The sequence below is a fragment of the Aeribacillus sp. FSL W8-0870 genome (assembly GCF_037963755.1).
In the GTDB taxonomy this organism is placed as follows: Bacteria; Bacillota; Bacilli; order Bacillales; family Aeribacillaceae; genus Aeribacillus; species Aeribacillus composti.
In genome coordinates, this window is the sequence record NZ_CP150165.1 from 3,471,522 (window position 1) to 3,485,767 (window position 14,246).

14 protein-coding genes and 1 riboswitch are annotated in these 14,246 nt (G+C 41.3%); of the genes, 4 read left to right on the forward strand and 10 right to left on the reverse strand.

Annotation, left to right across the window (positions count from 1 at the left end; all coding sequences use genetic code 11):
* Nucleotide 1: 1 nt before the first annotated feature.
* The 6 genes from mtnA to NSU02_RS16895 all read right to left on the reverse strand — a co-directional run bounded on the left by mtnA (nt 2) and on the right by NSU02_RS16895 (nt 6,079).
* The gene (gene mtnA, locus NSU02_RS16870) at nt 2–1,063 is read right to left on the reverse strand and encodes an S-methyl-5-thioribose-1-phosphate isomerase (RefSeq protein WP_339193352.1); all 1,062 of its coding nucleotides are present in this window, start codon (nt 1,061–1,063) and stop codon (nt 2–4) included.
* Entirely contained in the window at nt 1,023–2,300 is a 1,278-nt protein-coding gene (mtnK, locus tag NSU02_RS16875) for an S-methyl-5-thioribose kinase (RefSeq protein ID WP_339193353.1), read from the reverse strand. The genes mtnA and mtnK overlap by 41 nt, the downstream gene beginning before the upstream one ends.
* Before the next feature lie 672 nt (nt 2,301–2,972).
* Nucleotides 2,973–3,503: a cupin domain-containing protein gene (locus NSU02_RS16880; protein ID WP_339193354.1), complete on the reverse strand. Its 531-nt coding sequence runs from the start codon at nt 3,501–3,503 to the stop codon at nt 2,973–2,975.
* A gap of 22 nt (nt 3,504–3,525) precedes the next feature.
* Nucleotides 3,526–4,173, reverse strand: coding sequence for a methylthioribulose 1-phosphate dehydratase (locus NSU02_RS16885; RefSeq protein ID WP_339193355.1), 648 nt, complete (start codon nt 4,171–4,173; stop codon nt 3,526–3,528).
* Nucleotides 4,170–4,880 carry a 2-hydroxy-3-keto-5-methylthiopentenyl-1-phosphate phosphatase gene (locus NSU02_RS16890; protein ID WP_063386761.1) on the reverse strand — a complete coding sequence of 237 codons (711 nt, stop codon included), beginning with the start codon at nt 4,878–4,880 and terminating at the stop codon, nt 4,170–4,172. Before NSU02_RS16890 ends, NSU02_RS16885 begins: the two co-directional genes overlap by 4 nt.
* Nucleotides 4,856–6,079, reverse strand: a complete 1,224-nt coding sequence (locus NSU02_RS16895; RefSeq protein ID WP_339193356.1) for a 2,3-diketo-5-methylthiopentyl-1-phosphate enolase — start codon at nt 6,077–6,079, stop codon at nt 4,856–4,858. The genes NSU02_RS16890 and NSU02_RS16895 overlap by 25 nt, the downstream gene beginning before the upstream one ends.
* Before the next feature lie 78 nt (nt 6,080–6,157).
* Nucleotides 6,158–6,263, reverse strand: a riboswitch (SAM riboswitch).
* A gap of 364 nt (nt 6,264–6,627) precedes the next feature.
* Between NSU02_RS16895 and NSU02_RS16900 the strand changes: the two genes are divergently transcribed.
* Together NSU02_RS16900 and NSU02_RS16905 are read left to right on the forward strand one after the other, a co-directional pair.
* Nucleotides 6,628–7,170, forward strand: coding sequence for a hypothetical protein (locus NSU02_RS16900; protein ID WP_339193357.1), 543 nt, complete (start codon nt 6,628–6,630; stop codon nt 7,168–7,170).
* A gap of 26 nt (nt 7,171–7,196) precedes the next feature.
* On the forward strand, nt 7,197–7,577 hold the full coding sequence (locus NSU02_RS16905) for a hypothetical protein (RefSeq protein ID WP_339193358.1): 381 nt from the start codon (nt 7,197–7,199) through the stop codon (nt 7,575–7,577).
* A gap of 86 nt (nt 7,578–7,663) precedes the next feature.
* Here NSU02_RS16905 and NSU02_RS16910 read toward each other — a convergent pair whose 3' ends face one another.
* The 3 genes from NSU02_RS16910 to NSU02_RS16920 form a co-directional block, all read right to left on the reverse strand.
* On the reverse strand, nt 7,664–8,845 hold the full coding sequence (locus tag NSU02_RS16910) for an IS701 family transposase (protein ID WP_063388773.1): 1,182 nt from the start codon (nt 8,843–8,845) through the stop codon (nt 7,664–7,666).
* A 550-nt stretch (nt 8,846–9,395) separates the two neighbouring features.
* A complete protein-coding gene (locus NSU02_RS16915) occupies nt 9,396–10,673 on the reverse strand; it encodes an IS110 family transposase (RefSeq protein WP_339193359.1) in 1,278 nt (425 codons plus the stop codon).
* 102 nt (nt 10,674–10,775) lie between these two features.
* A complete protein-coding gene (locus NSU02_RS16920; protein WP_339193360.1) occupies nt 10,776–11,432 on the reverse strand; it encodes a UPF0236 family protein in 657 nt (218 codons plus the stop codon).
* A 368-nt stretch (nt 11,433–11,800) separates the two neighbouring features.
* On the opposite strand from NSU02_RS16920, the gene NSU02_RS16925 reads away from it, so the two are divergent.
* On the forward strand, nt 11,801–12,103 hold the full coding sequence (locus NSU02_RS16925; RefSeq protein ID WP_339193361.1) for a hypothetical protein: 303 nt from the start codon (nt 11,801–11,803) through the stop codon (nt 12,101–12,103).
* A gap of 133 nt (nt 12,104–12,236) precedes the next feature.
* Nucleotides 12,237–13,358, forward strand: a complete 1,122-nt coding sequence (gene yfkAB / locus NSU02_RS16930) for a radical SAM/CxCxxxxC motif protein YfkAB (RefSeq protein WP_063386763.1) — start codon at nt 12,237–12,239, stop codon at nt 13,356–13,358.
* A 56-nt stretch (nt 13,359–13,414) separates the two neighbouring features.
* Here yfkAB and NSU02_RS16935 read toward each other — a convergent pair whose 3' ends face one another.
* Complete coding sequence (locus NSU02_RS16935) at nt 13,415–14,197, reverse strand: YfkD famly protein (RefSeq protein WP_094244469.1); 783 nt, start codon at nt 14,195–14,197, stop codon at nt 13,415–13,417.
* Nucleotides 14,198–14,246 lie beyond the last annotated feature (49 nt).

The window sequence follows — 14,246 nt, forward strand, 5'->3', positions numbered from 1 at the left end:
ATTAAACGCTTTTCATTTGTTTTAAACTTTTGGTAAAGGGTGGATAGGCAATCCCTTTTTCTGTAATAATTGCCGTAATGAGTTCATGATCGGTCACGTCGAATGCCGGATTATATGTTTGCACATTTTCCGGCGCCATCGGTTTTTCATACCATTTTGTCGTGATCTCCTCTGCTTTTCTCACTTCGATCGGTATATGTTCCCCTGTCGGACAATCTAAATCGATTGTTGAAAGCGGAGCACAAACATAAAACGGGATTCCATAATATTTTGCTAAGATTGCCACTCCGGAAGTTCCAATTTTATTCGCAGTATCTCCGTTTGCGGCAACTCGATCACATCCGACTAAAACCGCTTGTACTTTTCCCTCCTTCATCACAATGGATGCCATGTTGTCACAAATTAACGTTACATCCACACCAGCTTCCTGCAATTCCCATGCAGTTAGACGTGCACCTTGAAGAAGCGGTCTTGTTTCATCTGCAAAAACTTTGAAATGGTAGCCTCTTTCTTGGCCTAAGTAGATGGGAGCTAACGCAGTCCCATACCTCGCCGTCGCAATTGTTCCTGCATTGCAATGGGTCAGAAGACCCCAGCCGGGTTTTAATAATGACAGGGCATGCTCCCCGATCGAATAACAGACTTGCTCATCCTCATTACGGATATGTTCTGCTTCTTCCTTCAGTGCGTTTTTAATTTCCTCGATGCTTTTGTCTTTTTCTACTTTGAGTCTATCCTCCATGCGATCTAAAGCCCAAAATAAATTCACTGCAGTCGGCCGCGATGAAGCCAAATACTGTTTGATTTTTTGAAAATCATCCAAAAGCTGTTCATAAGTCGACGCTTTTGATTGCTTCGTGCCTAAATAAACACCGAATGCAGCAGCAATTCCGATCGCAGGCGCTCCTCTAACCTTCAGATGGTAAATGGCCTCCCATATTTCTTCTGGAGTAGAAAGATGCAGAAATACTTTCTCATTCGGCAATAACGTTTGGTCGAGTATGATCACCGTATTGTTTTCATCATCCAGTTGTACGGATTGAATGGCTTTTACTGCTGTCATAAAACTTTTCCCCTTCAATAAATTTGCGGACACTTTGTAATAAAACATTCACAAAGTCGTCGCCTGTACGAATGTTTGCACGTTCAAGAATAAAGGTTTTACCAGCTGTTAAACAAATTTTTTCAGCCAAAGCTCGGGATTCTTTATTTTCAATTGACGTGATGTCTTTTACATGGGCGATCCCAATAATTCTTCTGCATAATTCAAGTCCGGCAGCGGCTGAGGCATCCTCAAGGATGGAATTTAAATACCATTCTTTAAAACTAGGTGCACTTGCAGTTCTTTCTTTTATATTCTCATCCCAAGCATGTAAAAATTTTTTTGTAAACAGCTCTATTACGTCTGAGATTGTTTGTTGAATATATTGCAAGTAGTCTTCCTTTGTTTCTTGATCTTCAATTGTAAAGCTTGCATTTACATAGGCGAAAATAAGGTTTGCAATCACATTCCCAATATCGAACCCAGCAGGTCCATAAAAAGCAAACTCAGGATCGATTATTTTTGTTGAATCTTCCTTTATAAAAATGGAACCGGTATGAAGGTCGCCGTGGAGGAGGGACTGTGCTTTTGTCATAAAATCAAACTTCAGTTTAGCTGTTTCCAATGCAAGCTTTGAATCATTCCAAATTTCTTCGCGGATGAATTCTCTCGTTTCTGGAAATACATCATTTTGCTCACAGTCGTAAAAAGGTTCTGTATACACGAGATCTTCTGTTATTTCACATAATTCTGGGTTTGTAAATTTTTGCACCAATGCTTTCTTCTCTTTATGATCGATAACGGCATCTGAAGTAAGCAATAAGGTGTTGACAAGAAACGTTGTAATATGATCGGCAAACAAAGGAAATTTTTTATGTTTTAAAAGAGCTGTCCTCATAATTTCATGGTCAGATAGATCATCCATCACACAACAATTCATAATCGGATCATACGAATAAACCTTAGGTACAAATCCAGGCGCTAATTCCCCTTGCAGCTTCAATGCTTCGCTTTCAATCCGATTGCGATCTGGCGAAACTTTAAAGGCGTCTGAAATACGTGCAACCGGACCAGCTTGTTTAATAATGACAGACTGGCCGCTATTTTGATCAACGACACGAAATACATAATTTAAGTTGCCATCGCCAATCTCTCGGCATTCCAATTCTGCGTTTTGTTCAAAAATATCGAGTTTTTTCTGTACATATTCGATGACATCTTTCTCAGTCATCGTAAAATATGTTGTAAAATCCTTCAAAAAAATTCCCTCCTCTATCTTTGTTTGTCATAAAGCGAAAAAAGAGTCTTTCATAATATCCATTCACAATATGGGGACGACATTATTACAAGACCACTTCGTCACCTGCTTGTAAAAGCCGATTTCGGCAAATGCTCCAAATGGATTCGGATTTCTAGATCCAAAGCAGCCGCCGCATCCATTAAATAGAGGGGGCTGTCTAATAAGTCGATTTTCCGGCTTATAGACGCCCCTTTAATGTTTTAGAAACGTTGATATATCAATGCTTATGATGTTTCGTTTTCAATGGATTTTGACTTTCTAAGACAGCCCCTTCCCAAAAATATAAATCTGCATCATTTATTCTTGATTTTCCCCATCCCGCCATAATACTTGATAAATTATCTGTGTTTACTTGGTTTTCAAGTGAAACTATATCCTCTTGTAACATAAGACAAGCTTATTTTTGTGGTGCTCTTTTAGCTGCAAGCTTCTTCGCAAAAATGTATAAACCTATTAAAACCGGGTCAACAGCCGCTGTGGTATTTTTCATAGTTTCTTTGCATTCAGGAACATTGTTCACTGAGCTGGATGAATCGTGTATCCGAAGAGCAGCCAGTTATATGAAAAAGATGATGTTAAGCTTGCAGCTGTGAACGTTTAAAGCCGCTTTTTCATCAATTTTTTGAAAACTTAATTTACTTCTTCTTTTTCGTAAACAGGCACCCAGCCTTCTTCTGACACAAAGATGCGGATCGCAACAACTTTTCGGTCATCAGCTAATGTGAAATAGTGGCGTCTGCCCTCTGGAACAGAAATAAGGTCTCCCGGATTAAGATGCACTTCAAAAAATTTTCCGTCCTGTCCTTGAATAACAAAAATTCCATGGCCGCTTACAATAAAGCGCACTTCATCATCTGTATGATGATGTTCACGCTGAAAATTTTTCAGCAGCTCTTCAAGGTTTGGCGTATGATCTGCTAAAGAAATGACATCCCAAGCTTTGTAGCCGCGTCTTGCTGAAATATCTTTAATTTCATTTTCAAAAGATTGTAAAATCGTTTGTTTTTCCTCATCATTTAAAAGATATTTCTCTTTTAAATGCTCTGGTAATTTGGCAATATCCCATTGCTCGTAAATAACACCTTGTTGATTTAAAAATGAAATCACTTCCTCTTGATTGCTGATAACTTCGTTTGTTCCTTGAATTTTAATCGTTGTCATGTAAAATACCTCCTTAAAATGTTTAATTATTTAAAGCTCCTGTACTCGCAAGGAGACCGGCTTTTGCTTGAATAAGAGCAAGCTGATACTGAAATAAAAATTCACAAGCTTCTAAAATTTTCTTTGCTTCAAAGCCATCTTTTCCCCATACAGTAATTCCGTGGTTGCGAATAAGAACTGCCCCTTTATCCTCCTTCACGAAATCGCCCAAAGTGCTTGCTAATGTAGGAATATGGGCATAATTATAAATAATCGGAATCTGTAATTCTGCATCTTCCTCCCAGCGGTCAAACGCTTTTATCAGTTCTTGTCCTTGAAATACAATTTTCCCAGCGTCACCATAAAGTTCAGAAATGACATTATTTGCAACCGTATGTACATGCAGGCTGCAGCCGGCTTTGCTTCTTTTATATATTTCGCAATGCAATAGCGTTTCTGCCGAAGGCCTCAGATGTGTTGCGCCTACAGGATTTCCTTCTCCATCAACAAGCAAAAAATCTTCCTTCGTTTTTTTTCGTTTATCTTTGCCGCTTGCGGTCACAAGAAACTGAAGCGGGGAATCTTGAACTTTTATGGCTAAATTGCCGCTTGTCCCCATAAACCAATCCCTCGCAGCAAGCTCCTCTTTAATCTCCGCAAGCTCATGAACACGAGTTAAAACGACACTCATTTTGCGCCACCTTTTTCTTCTATGAAATTTGTTTTGTTTATTGTCTTCTCTAAAATGTCAATACAGTCGTAAAATGTTTCGAAAGATTGATAAGGAATAGAAAATTCTTGACATTTTTTTGATAAATAATCACGTGCAATAACTGTATCTGCAATCTTCGCGGCTTCTAAATCTGTGACGGAATCCCCGATGATGATGGAATGAGTGTCAGCATTTGCAATTTGCCGAATAATTGTCGGTTTGCAGCACCCACAATTTTGATTGGGACATTTTTCATCACACGTATAAGGCCAATGAATGGTGATCGTTTCTCCGCTAAAATCCGCTTTATTGCAAAACAGTGCGGTAATAGAATCAAAAGGCTGCAACAGCGGTTTAATAAAAAAATCGATTCCGCCGCTGACAATGTATAAAGGAATGTTCATGTTTTTCGCATAATGAACAAAGTCGCGAAATCCTTCCCTTATTTCTGCAGTTTCTAAAATATAGTGAATGATGTCACCCTTTAAAGAAGATGGAAGAAGTGCAAACATCTTGCCGACTCCTTCCTGAATACTAATCGACTGGGAAAGGACGCCATCCTTCAATTGCTCCCACTCTTTTGGAGCGAAACGCTTCATGATGCTAACGATGTTATCTTTTTTTGTCACCGTTCCATCAAAATCACAAAATATTACTGGCTTCAATTGGACGGTGCCTCCTTCCATCCCCAGAGCCGAATTGCTTCTTGTAATTCTATGTCTTCAGCTGCTTCATTAAGGGGAACACCCCGGGAAACAGCGTCAACTGCTTGACGGAAAGCTTTTCCTCCACCTTTAGCACCTTGCGGGTGACCGTGAACACCGCCTCCTGCATTAATGACACAATCTTTTCCAAAATCATGAATTAAAATGGGAACAAGACCCGGGTGAATGCCAGCAGATGGAACAGGAAAAACTGGTTTTAAAACTGATTTCTTCACCAATTCTTCTTTCACGTTTAAAACTTTGTCACGCTCCAATGCAACGCTGCCATATGGTGAAGGGAACAACGAAAAATCTGCTCCAGCAATTCTTATCAATTTTCCAAGCAATAAGGAATGAGAGAGCCCATATTTTTCGGATGAAGTAAACGATCCGCTAAACGCCGGATGAGCCATAATCGGGAGGGCGATTTCATCATCTTCCCTTAATGCTTGCAGCACATCGAGGCCATATGTAAAAACATTAAATAGCAAAATATCGGCACCTAATTCTTTTGCTTTTCTTGCCTTATCTTTCAATTCAAATGTTTTTCCCGTCAAATTGACCGCATACAAAGTTCGGTGTCCTTTTTCTTGATACACGTTATCAAGAACTTTTTTGCCTTCCTTTATTCTTGTTTCAAATGATGTGAGCGAATTTTCAAAAAGTATTTCATCATCCTTTACTAAGTCGACGCCCCCGAGAGCCTGCTCCCGCAATTGGGCAAGAAGGTAATCTATATCACGTCCAATTACACCTTTAAAGATGCTCATCACTAACGGTCTGTCGTAAACGCCAAGTTTTTCTCGTATCCCCTGAATTCCAAATCGAGGACCTGGAAAATACCGAAAGATCTCATCGTCAAACTGCAAATCTAGTAATTTTATTTCTCCATCTAGTGATAATTTTCCAAAAGTTGTCGTTAAGATGGCAGGAATGTCTTTAGAAAAGTTTTCTCCCGGAAAGCGAATGTGAAGCTGTGCAATCGTTTTGCCGGAGGATGGATCCTCGCCTGTTTCTTTTATTTCAACCACTTGTCCTTTATGCTTTTTTAACTGCTCTTGCACTAAAAGAGGAAGATCAGTCCACGAACCTACCGTTAATCCAAGAGCAATGCCTTCTGCTTTTTTTTCTAAATCTTCTCGTTTCGCAATGATTTGGTATACTGCTGTTACGTGACCCATTTTTTCAATCCTCTTCATTCAGATTTTTTTATATAAATAAAACCTCTTCAATAAGAAGAGGTTTTTTGTCAAAACAACTTCTTATCTTTCAACATCTCTGTTGGGAGAATTAGCACCGTGCTCATCATATGAGTCGGTTGCCGGGCTTCATTGGGCTCATCCCTCCACCTGCTCTTGATAAGAGTTTTATTATTAACTTTATAATTCTTATTTGGTTACTTGGATTATGCCACTATCCTTCCCCTCTGTCAACACTTTTTTACATCATATTCGATTCAAATTCGCTTACATTTTTCTGATGGCATGCTACAATTATTTAATGGTGCAGTTTACAATTTGAGGTATTTACCGGAACTTGAGGTTGAGCCAAAACAGGAAAGCCTAAAAAAAGAGGACGAAAAAAGAAGGTACAACATCTTTTTAACGTCTTCCGATCGCATCATGCTAGATTACTAGACTTAGAAAAACTGGTTGAATTACGCAATTATAACGTTACTGGTTATCGTGAGACAATTTGTTTCTTGTACCGTTATTGGTTATGTTGCTTTTTGAATGATCCAGAAGAAGCCTTAAAACAAACGCTAACGTTTAATTTACAGTTTAATGAGCCTTTAAGAAGATCCACCAGAAGCGCTGAAAAGGCCTATTATGCACGGAATAACGAAGAAGCAAACCGAATAGCCAGAGAAAAAGGGTATCCTGGCGCTGGATATAATATCAGCAATAAAAAATTAATTGAATGGTTAGATATAACAGAGGACGAACAACGCCATTTAAGCACGATTATAGATGCGAATGAAAAGCGGAGAAGGAAACAAAAACGCCGGGAAATGGGCGTAAAAAGCCGTGAGGAGTATTTAAAAGAACAGCGCAATAAAACGGATAAGAACTTAGAAAAACTTAGACAAGCAATTGAGTTGAATCCTGATTTCTCGAATTACAAATTAGCTAAATTGCTAGGAATAAGTGAATCGTATGTAAGGAAAGGATGTTATATGTTATTTACTGGAACGGATGATTTAATTAAAAACGAGGATCGATCAATTAAAGAACATGATGTTTTATATTCTAGAATTAAACCTGAAAATTAAACATTTGATAGGAGGAACCTATTTTTATGATTAATTTTTGGAATAAAGTTACTAAATACAAAGAAGCACGTTATGCTGCAGGAATGAATTTTGATCTTGAAGAGATAGAACCCTTTTTAAACCATTTATCAAACTCAATTTTAGATTCAGGCTTGACTCAAGAAGAAATCAACATGATTCTATCTGAAATATCTGAAATAGATAAAATGAATGAAGACAATGAGATCAAAGAGTTTGGAACTTTCGATGTTATCTATAAAGGAAAGCCATCAAAAATAAGGGTTCAAGCTGAAATCCACATTGAAGATGGGGATAAAGAGTTAGTGCTATATATGTATAGTACTAAAAAATTGGTAGACGTTATAGAAAAGGAAATGCTAAAGGTGGAAGAGCAAAGGGAATTTTAAAGGTGGAAACAATTAAATTTGTTACTGTAGTTGAGCAATTTTCATTACAATAATTACCATGTAAAAAGAGACAAACGGAGTACCCCTTATGCCACATGAAGCTGTTTTTTAACGACATCAATGGGAATATCTTGTTTCGCTGCATCGTAAATAAACTCCACGAGGCTATGTCCTTTCTTCTTTCGAAGGAAGTCAAGCCCGGTAGAGAAATCGCTGTTGGATTCGACCATACTGTACACATAAGCGAGTTGCACCAAGATCCAATACCGTTTCACCGCCCGACGTTGACGAACGCGGTACCCATCGAGCTTCAGCTGGTCTTTCGCTTGTCGAAAAAAGCATTCGATCGACCAACGCTGGGCATAGTAGCGCAAGATCTCTTCATCGCTTAGCTCCCGGTCGGTGCTCAAGACGCAGTGAAGATGTTCAGGTGTCATCGGCTGATCGGCTTTCCAAGCCAACAACACAACGGCATCATCGAGACCTTTCAGCGCTCCCTCGTAGCGATACACGCGATAACGCTCTTCTCCCACCGTGACGAGATGGGTGTCGTTCGGTTCGATATAGCGGGCAAACTGTTTGGCTTGGATGGCGATGCCTTTTGGATAAAGAACCCGATTCGTCTTGAGCATCGCAATGACGTGGAATCCTTTTTTCAGGCAGGCTTCCACGAGTGTTTTCGATGGGTACCAAGAATCCATCAGCACATAAACAGAACCGTGCACATCCAAAGAAGAAAGCATCTCGATGGCCCATTGACCCTTGCTTTTCCCATCCGCCTTGTCGTAGAGGCGAAACGCAAAGGGAAAGGCTTGCGTCATCGTATGAACCATGAGCCAGACGAGAGAGTGTCCCCAAATCGACTTTTTGTCCGCGTGAGAATAATGCCAATTACACCCTTCAATAGCGTGTTTCGCCTGTGACGAAGGCTTCGTTTTTCGGCAGATCGTATCATCGATCGAAACAAAAATGGGGTGATTCTTTCGCTTGGCCGTTCGTTCCACATGACGAAGCATCCACTGCTGGAGTTTGCGAAGCAAGATTTCTTCATCCCAAGGGCTTTTCGTGAAAAAATGGCTCAGTGTCGTTCGATGGTTGGGATGAAAGCTCTCATGATGCAGATCGGTCAAGGTTCCCACAAATCCTTTCGTTGTCAGCGCATCGATAATATGAACGAGATGCTTCATGACCGGCTTAGAGAAATAAAGGGCCAGCCCCAACATTGCGAAAAACTTGTCGATTCCTTGGTGATGTGGTAGTCTATTCATGAGACATGAACCTCCTTGAGAATGGTTTGGTGACACATCTATTCTAATCAAGGAATCGGGTTCATGTCTCCTTTTTTGTTCGGATGTAAATTTATGTTAGTGAATTTGCTCATCTACAGTTTGTTAATTAAAATCTGGATTTAATTTTAGGCTGTCGAGTTTTTCTTGACAGCCCTCCCTCTATAAATGTTGATATATCAACGGTTGTAGCCGTTTCAGGGGTGTCAAAAAAATATTTTTCGACAAAGTTTCTAACATTATTTCTTAAATATGTGTATATCTTACATTGACTGGGTACGCTTCGCGGCCACTACTGGTTAAATTTGGTTGTAGTGGGGGAAGCGTATGGGATGCACCGTGGATCTCTGCATCGCTGATGATGACGAACCCTCCCATGTCTCTTGGCATCCTTGTGCCTACATTCCTTCGTTCGGTCTAGTCATCAGGCAGAGGCCGGCTAAGCTCCTTTAGGGACTCAAGGTCGAATGGATGATATCGCGCCAGCTTCTCCGTGTCATCCTTGTTGTCTAGAGAATCGAGACTATAGGCATCAAGCAGCCGTTTCGAGGCCAAAGATGTCCTGCATCATTCGCTTCGCATCGAACGCTTGGTGCTTCGTACATACAGCGTGCAATACCTTCAATAATTTTCCGCATAACACCACAATCGATTGCTTCTTCCGCAACGGATTATCAGGACGTGCCGTGTAATAGTCGTGCAGCTGCCGAAACGCTTCGTTGTGGCGGATCATCGGCATCATCACCCGGAACAGAAGGGCGCGCAACCGCCTTCTTCCACGCTTGGAGATCCGTTTTTGCCCTTTGTGTTGGCCGGAGGAATGTTCCCGCAGCGTCAGGCCCGCTAATTTGATAAGCTGCCGCGGATCCTGATAATGGGAGAAACTCCCGATCTCTGATAACAATTCTACGATGGTCGCATCGCCTAAGCCCGGAACGGTCTTCAACCATTCGTACTCGACCGATGTCTGTACGAGTTCGATCAGCTGCTCTGTCAGTGCCTCGATTTCTTCTTCCAGTTGGCGGTACCGGCGGACAAGCGTGGCAATTTCGATACGGGCCATCTGTTGTCCTTCCGTTACGCCAATGGAGTGTTGGGCCAATTCCATCAACTTCTTCGCTTTCGGCTTTTGTGGCGATTGTAATCCCTCACTTTGCCGGTAAAGGGCCAGCACCTCTTCTAGTTCTTTTCCTGCCAGATCACTCGGAAATGGCGTATATTCCAGCACCGCGAGCGCCATTTTCCCAAATGACGGGAAGACTTGGGAAAACTCCGGAAAATATCGATCAAGCCAGCGAATCATTTGATTTCGAATCGCTCCCTGTTCTTCCACCAATTTGGAGCGAAATGTCGCTCCCACGCGCAGATCCGCCTCCATCCCTTTGAGAATACGTGGATAGCTGAATCGGCCATCTTTCACTAACCGGGCAATGACGAGCGCGTCTTTCGCATCGTGCTTGGTTGGAAGGTTGTCGTCCAGTTCTTTGGATCGCTTCACGTGCATCGGGTTTGTCATGACGAGAGGGATGCCTTTCTCATCAAGAAAATAGGCGAGATTCAGCCAATAATGTCCTGTTGGCTCGATGCCAACGATCACCTCGGTTTTTCCAAATTCCTTCATGGCTTCCACGATGCACTGGTACAACCATTCCAATCCTTCTCTCGATTGCAGAACGGGAAACGGCTTTTTTAACACCCTCCCTCGCTCATCCACAAAGCAGGCATAATGTTTTTTCTTTGCGATATCCATCCCAACAACCAGCGTTTGATCGGTGACTTGATTAATCTTCTTGTTTGAGATAGAATTCATGTATAGTCCTCCTTGGTATCCAAATTAGGGGTCAATTCGGTTGATTGACACCCCCGAATCATACCAAGAGGGCTTTTTTTATTCAAGTCCCCGAAAAAACTTCTAACAGGAATGCTCCCCCTTGCCCTCATGGACGTAATGGCGCTGATTCACGAATTCGATCCGTAAGCCGTTGCGCTTCCACCCTTCGTGAACGATCAGGATTTGTCTTCCTTGGCCCGTTTTCTCTTCCCTTGGCGAGAGACAAACAGTCCATCGGCCTCCCACAAACAGCATCCGTCCATATTGCTGGTCAACCGGGCAGTGCAGCGGAGCTTCGGCTTCGAGCACCAACTGGCGGATCGCCTCATGGCTTATCACCGGATACCCGACCATCTGGGCAAGCGTACAAGCCGCTTTGCGATAAGAAGAGCACTCCACAACCAATCCCACCGCCGTTTCTTCTAGACAAGGACTGATTGACTGCGATCCATCAAACGCTAGAAGGGAGTCAAGCAAAAACGTGTAACGGTTTTGTTCTCGGTCTAAATAGTAGTTTCGCTCAAAGGTGACTTCGCCAAACAGGGTTTGAATCGTGGAGCGTCGTTTGTCTTTCAAGTGGTACCGGCGCTTGTCCCGGGTTTCCGCCAATTGTCGGTCGATGTCCTCCAACAAAGCCGTAAACAGTTCGGCGAAGGCGTTTTGCAGGGCTCGAAACAAATCAAGTTCGATCTCTTTCCATGTCAACGAATTTGTGGTAAGATGTTGTTGAATATTCATGGGACTCTCTCCTCCTGTTTGATAGTGTGGTCAATCATCTTATCAGGGAGAGAGTCCTTTTTTCATGTTCCTGCTTGGGATCCTACCGCGCTTTCGCTTGGTGACCCCGATGAGGGGATTGCGAACCTACGTTCCCATCCCCCCTCATCGGGAATTCTAAGAATTTCTCCCACAAACATTTTACGCACACCAGAAAATATTTATGGAAAATGCAAAAAGGCTAGATAACGCTAGATACCATGCATGGTTTCATCATCATAACTCTGATTGATGGATTACTGTTGCAAAGAAAAAAGAAGGTAAATTCATCCAATATCATTACAAACCACAGGAATTGGCTGAAAAACTAACAGAATGGCTCGAAGAGGATGTTTATTTTAGCTAGAATACAATTTTATAAGCCTAGCCGACAAATTACGAATATAAGGCAATTAAAGTCGTTATATGTTGATTTAGATTTTTATTTGTTTAATTATAATTCGAACTGGATCATCGGCAAATTAGAATACGATTATTTTGGCCAATCGATTCCAGAGCCGAATATAATCATTTTTAGCGGTCAAGGAATGGTTTTAATTTGGCTTAAAGAGCCTGTTCCTTACAAAGCCGTTATGGCAAGCGGTACAAAATCACTTCTTAGAACAATTAAAAGAGCTAGGGGGCGACTCTAGGGCGGTTGATGCTTCAAGGGTATTCCGCATTGCTGGAAGCATTAATTCAAAAAACGGTGTAGAGGTAATAGGGCAATATCGTCATAAGGAACGTTATGTCTTGAGAACGTTAATTAAAGGAGAAATGATTTTTATGGAAACTTATACAACCCTCAAAAAGATTACTCCTTCCTATGACCCTTGGGAAGCTTATTTAGATATGAAGGAATACGGTGAATTAACATTATCAAATATAGAATTTACCACCACCACAATCTGTAATATGCGATGTGAGCATTGCGCTGTAGGATACACTTTATCTCCGAAAGATCCGGAAGGGCTGCCGCTCGATTTACTTTTAAAAAGGCTAGACGAAGTGCCGACATTGCGATCCCTTTCGATTACCGGCGGGGAGCCGATGCTTTCGATAAAATCTGTGGAAAATTATGTCGTTCCCATTTTAAAATACGCACATGAACGCGGGATACGAACCCAAATCAATTCCAATTTAACATTGGACTTGAAACGCTATGAAAAAATTATCCCGTATTTAGATGTTTTGCATATTTCCCATAACTGGGGAACAGTCGATGATTTTGTTGAAGCCGGATTTGCAATGATGAAAAAGAAGCCTCCATATAAAGAACGCGCAAAATATTTTGAACGAATCATTGAAAACTCTAGAGCTCTGGCTGAAGCGGGAGTAATTGTTTCAGCGGAGACGATGCTGAATAAACGGACGGTTCCTCATCTTGAAAAAATCCATAGACAAATTGTAGACGAAATGAAATGTCAACGCCATGAGGTGCATCCAATGTATCCAAGTGATTTCGCTAGCAATCTTGAAACGCTCAGCTTGGATGAGATACGCGAAGCAATTCATAAGCTCTTGGATATCCGCGACGAATCAGTGTGGATGCTGTTTGGAACACTCCCGTTTTACGCTTGCAGCGACAATGAGGAAGATTTAGCATTGCTGAAGCGATTGAGAGAAAGCAAAAACGTGACTGTTCGAAATGACCCTGACGGCAGATCCCGTCTCAATGTCAATATTTTTACAGGGGACATTATTGTGACAGATTTCGGCGATGTACCGCCGCTTGGAAACATCAAAAAAGATACTCTTTTATCAGCCTATGAAAAATGGATGCAATCCCCGATTGCCCAACAGCTGAATTGCCATTGTCCAAACGTAGCGTGTCTTGGACCGAATCTTTTAGTGAAAAATAGTTATTACCGAGACTTAGATTTTACAAAAAGAAAAGCGCGCATATAATAAAAGGGCTTGGGCTTCTTTCGGCAATATATTTGCCTTTCGCCCGCCCTTTTCTATTATCTAGGCTGATTGGTAATAAGAAAGTGGAAGGATGCCCGATCCTGCACAGGAATCCATGCTCCAATGCCTTGTTGCGTAACATTTTTGACAACAATTTGCTTCTTGCTTCCCTTTAACATTAAATACACTTCTCCGTAAGTGACTTTTCCTTTTTCGTTGACAGCGGGAACGTATGCGTATAAATACCCCATTTTTTTCGGCGGGATATTATATACTTGATTTTTTTTCGTCCCGAAGCCGACAATTGTTTCAAATGCTAGCGGCATTTTCGATTTCTTTGCCGCCTTCATCAGCATCAATTTTTTGACATCTTTATGATCAGAAATTCTAGCGGTTAATCCTCCTTTTACCCGTTTTTGTGCCTCCTGTTTATAGCTAATTTGAACGGGCGACTTACCGCCTCGATTGTCAAAAAAGTTTGTATTGATTTTTTGATACTCCCAATTGACTGTTGTTTCCTCAGATTCATAATTCAATGCCCACCGTCCCAAGTAAATGGCGGCTCTATATCCTATGGCGGTTGGAGAAGGTGTAATGGAAGACTCATTTAACATTTTAATTAAAACAGGATTTTCAATCGGGACGTTGGATGTTTTGATTAACTCTTTTGTTAATTCACTTGGCTGTAAATAAGGAAGATTTTGACTCGGATTTGGATACGTATTTTCTTTTGAAATATCCATCACCGATTTGGGGATAGTTGGTGCTTCAGCGAAGCTTAAGCTTGAAAAAACCGATGCAAGCATGACTGAAATAAATAACGTCATTAGCTGTTTCATGTGGTTATCTCCTTTCAAGTAGCCTTTGCTTGTAGTTTTTTCAAGCTAT

Bases quoted from the DNA above. Each gene is read 5' to 3' on its own strand.
- NSU02_RS16915 (WP_339193359.1), bottom strand. From the start codon at position 10,673: ATGAATTCTATCTCAAACAAGAAGATTAATCAAGTCACCGATCAAACG.
- mtnA (WP_339193352.1), bottom strand. From the start codon at position 1,063: ATGACAGCAGTAAAAGCCATTCAATCCGTACAACTGGATGATGAAAAC.
- NSU02_RS16885 (WP_339193355.1), bottom strand. From the start codon at position 4,173: ATGAGTGTCGTTTTAACTCGTGTTCATGAGCTTGCGGAGATTAAAGAG.
- NSU02_RS16895 (WP_339193356.1), bottom strand. From the start codon at position 6,079: ATGGGTCACGTAACAGCAGTATACCAAATCATTGCGAAACGAGAAGAT.
- NSU02_RS16925 (WP_339193361.1), top strand. From the start codon at position 11,801: ATGTTTATTTTAGCTAGAATACAATTTTATAAGCCTAGCCGACAAATT.
- NSU02_RS16920 (WP_339193360.1), bottom strand. From the start codon at position 11,432: ATGAATATTCAACAACATCTTACCACAAATTCGTTGACATGGAAAGAG.
- NSU02_RS16880 (WP_339193354.1), bottom strand. From the start codon at position 3,503: ATGACAACGATTAAAATTCAAGGAACAAACGAAGTTATCAGCAATCAA.
- yfkAB (WP_063386763.1), top strand. From the start codon at position 12,237: ATGGAAACTTATACAACCCTCAAAAAGATTACTCCTTCCTATGACCCT.
- NSU02_RS16910 (WP_063388773.1), bottom strand. From the start codon at position 8,845: ATGAATAGACTACCACATCACCAAGGAATCGACAAGTTTTTCGCAATG.
- NSU02_RS16905 (WP_339193358.1), top strand. From the start codon at position 7,197: ATGATTAATTTTTGGAATAAAGTTACTAAATACAAAGAAGCACGTTAT.
- NSU02_RS16890 (WP_063386761.1), bottom strand. From the start codon at position 4,880: ATGGAAGGAGGCACCGTCCAATTGAAGCCAGTAATATTTTGTGATTTT.
- NSU02_RS16935 (WP_094244469.1), bottom strand. From the start codon at position 14,197: ATGAAACAGCTAATGACGTTATTTATTTCAGTCATGCTTGCATCGGTT.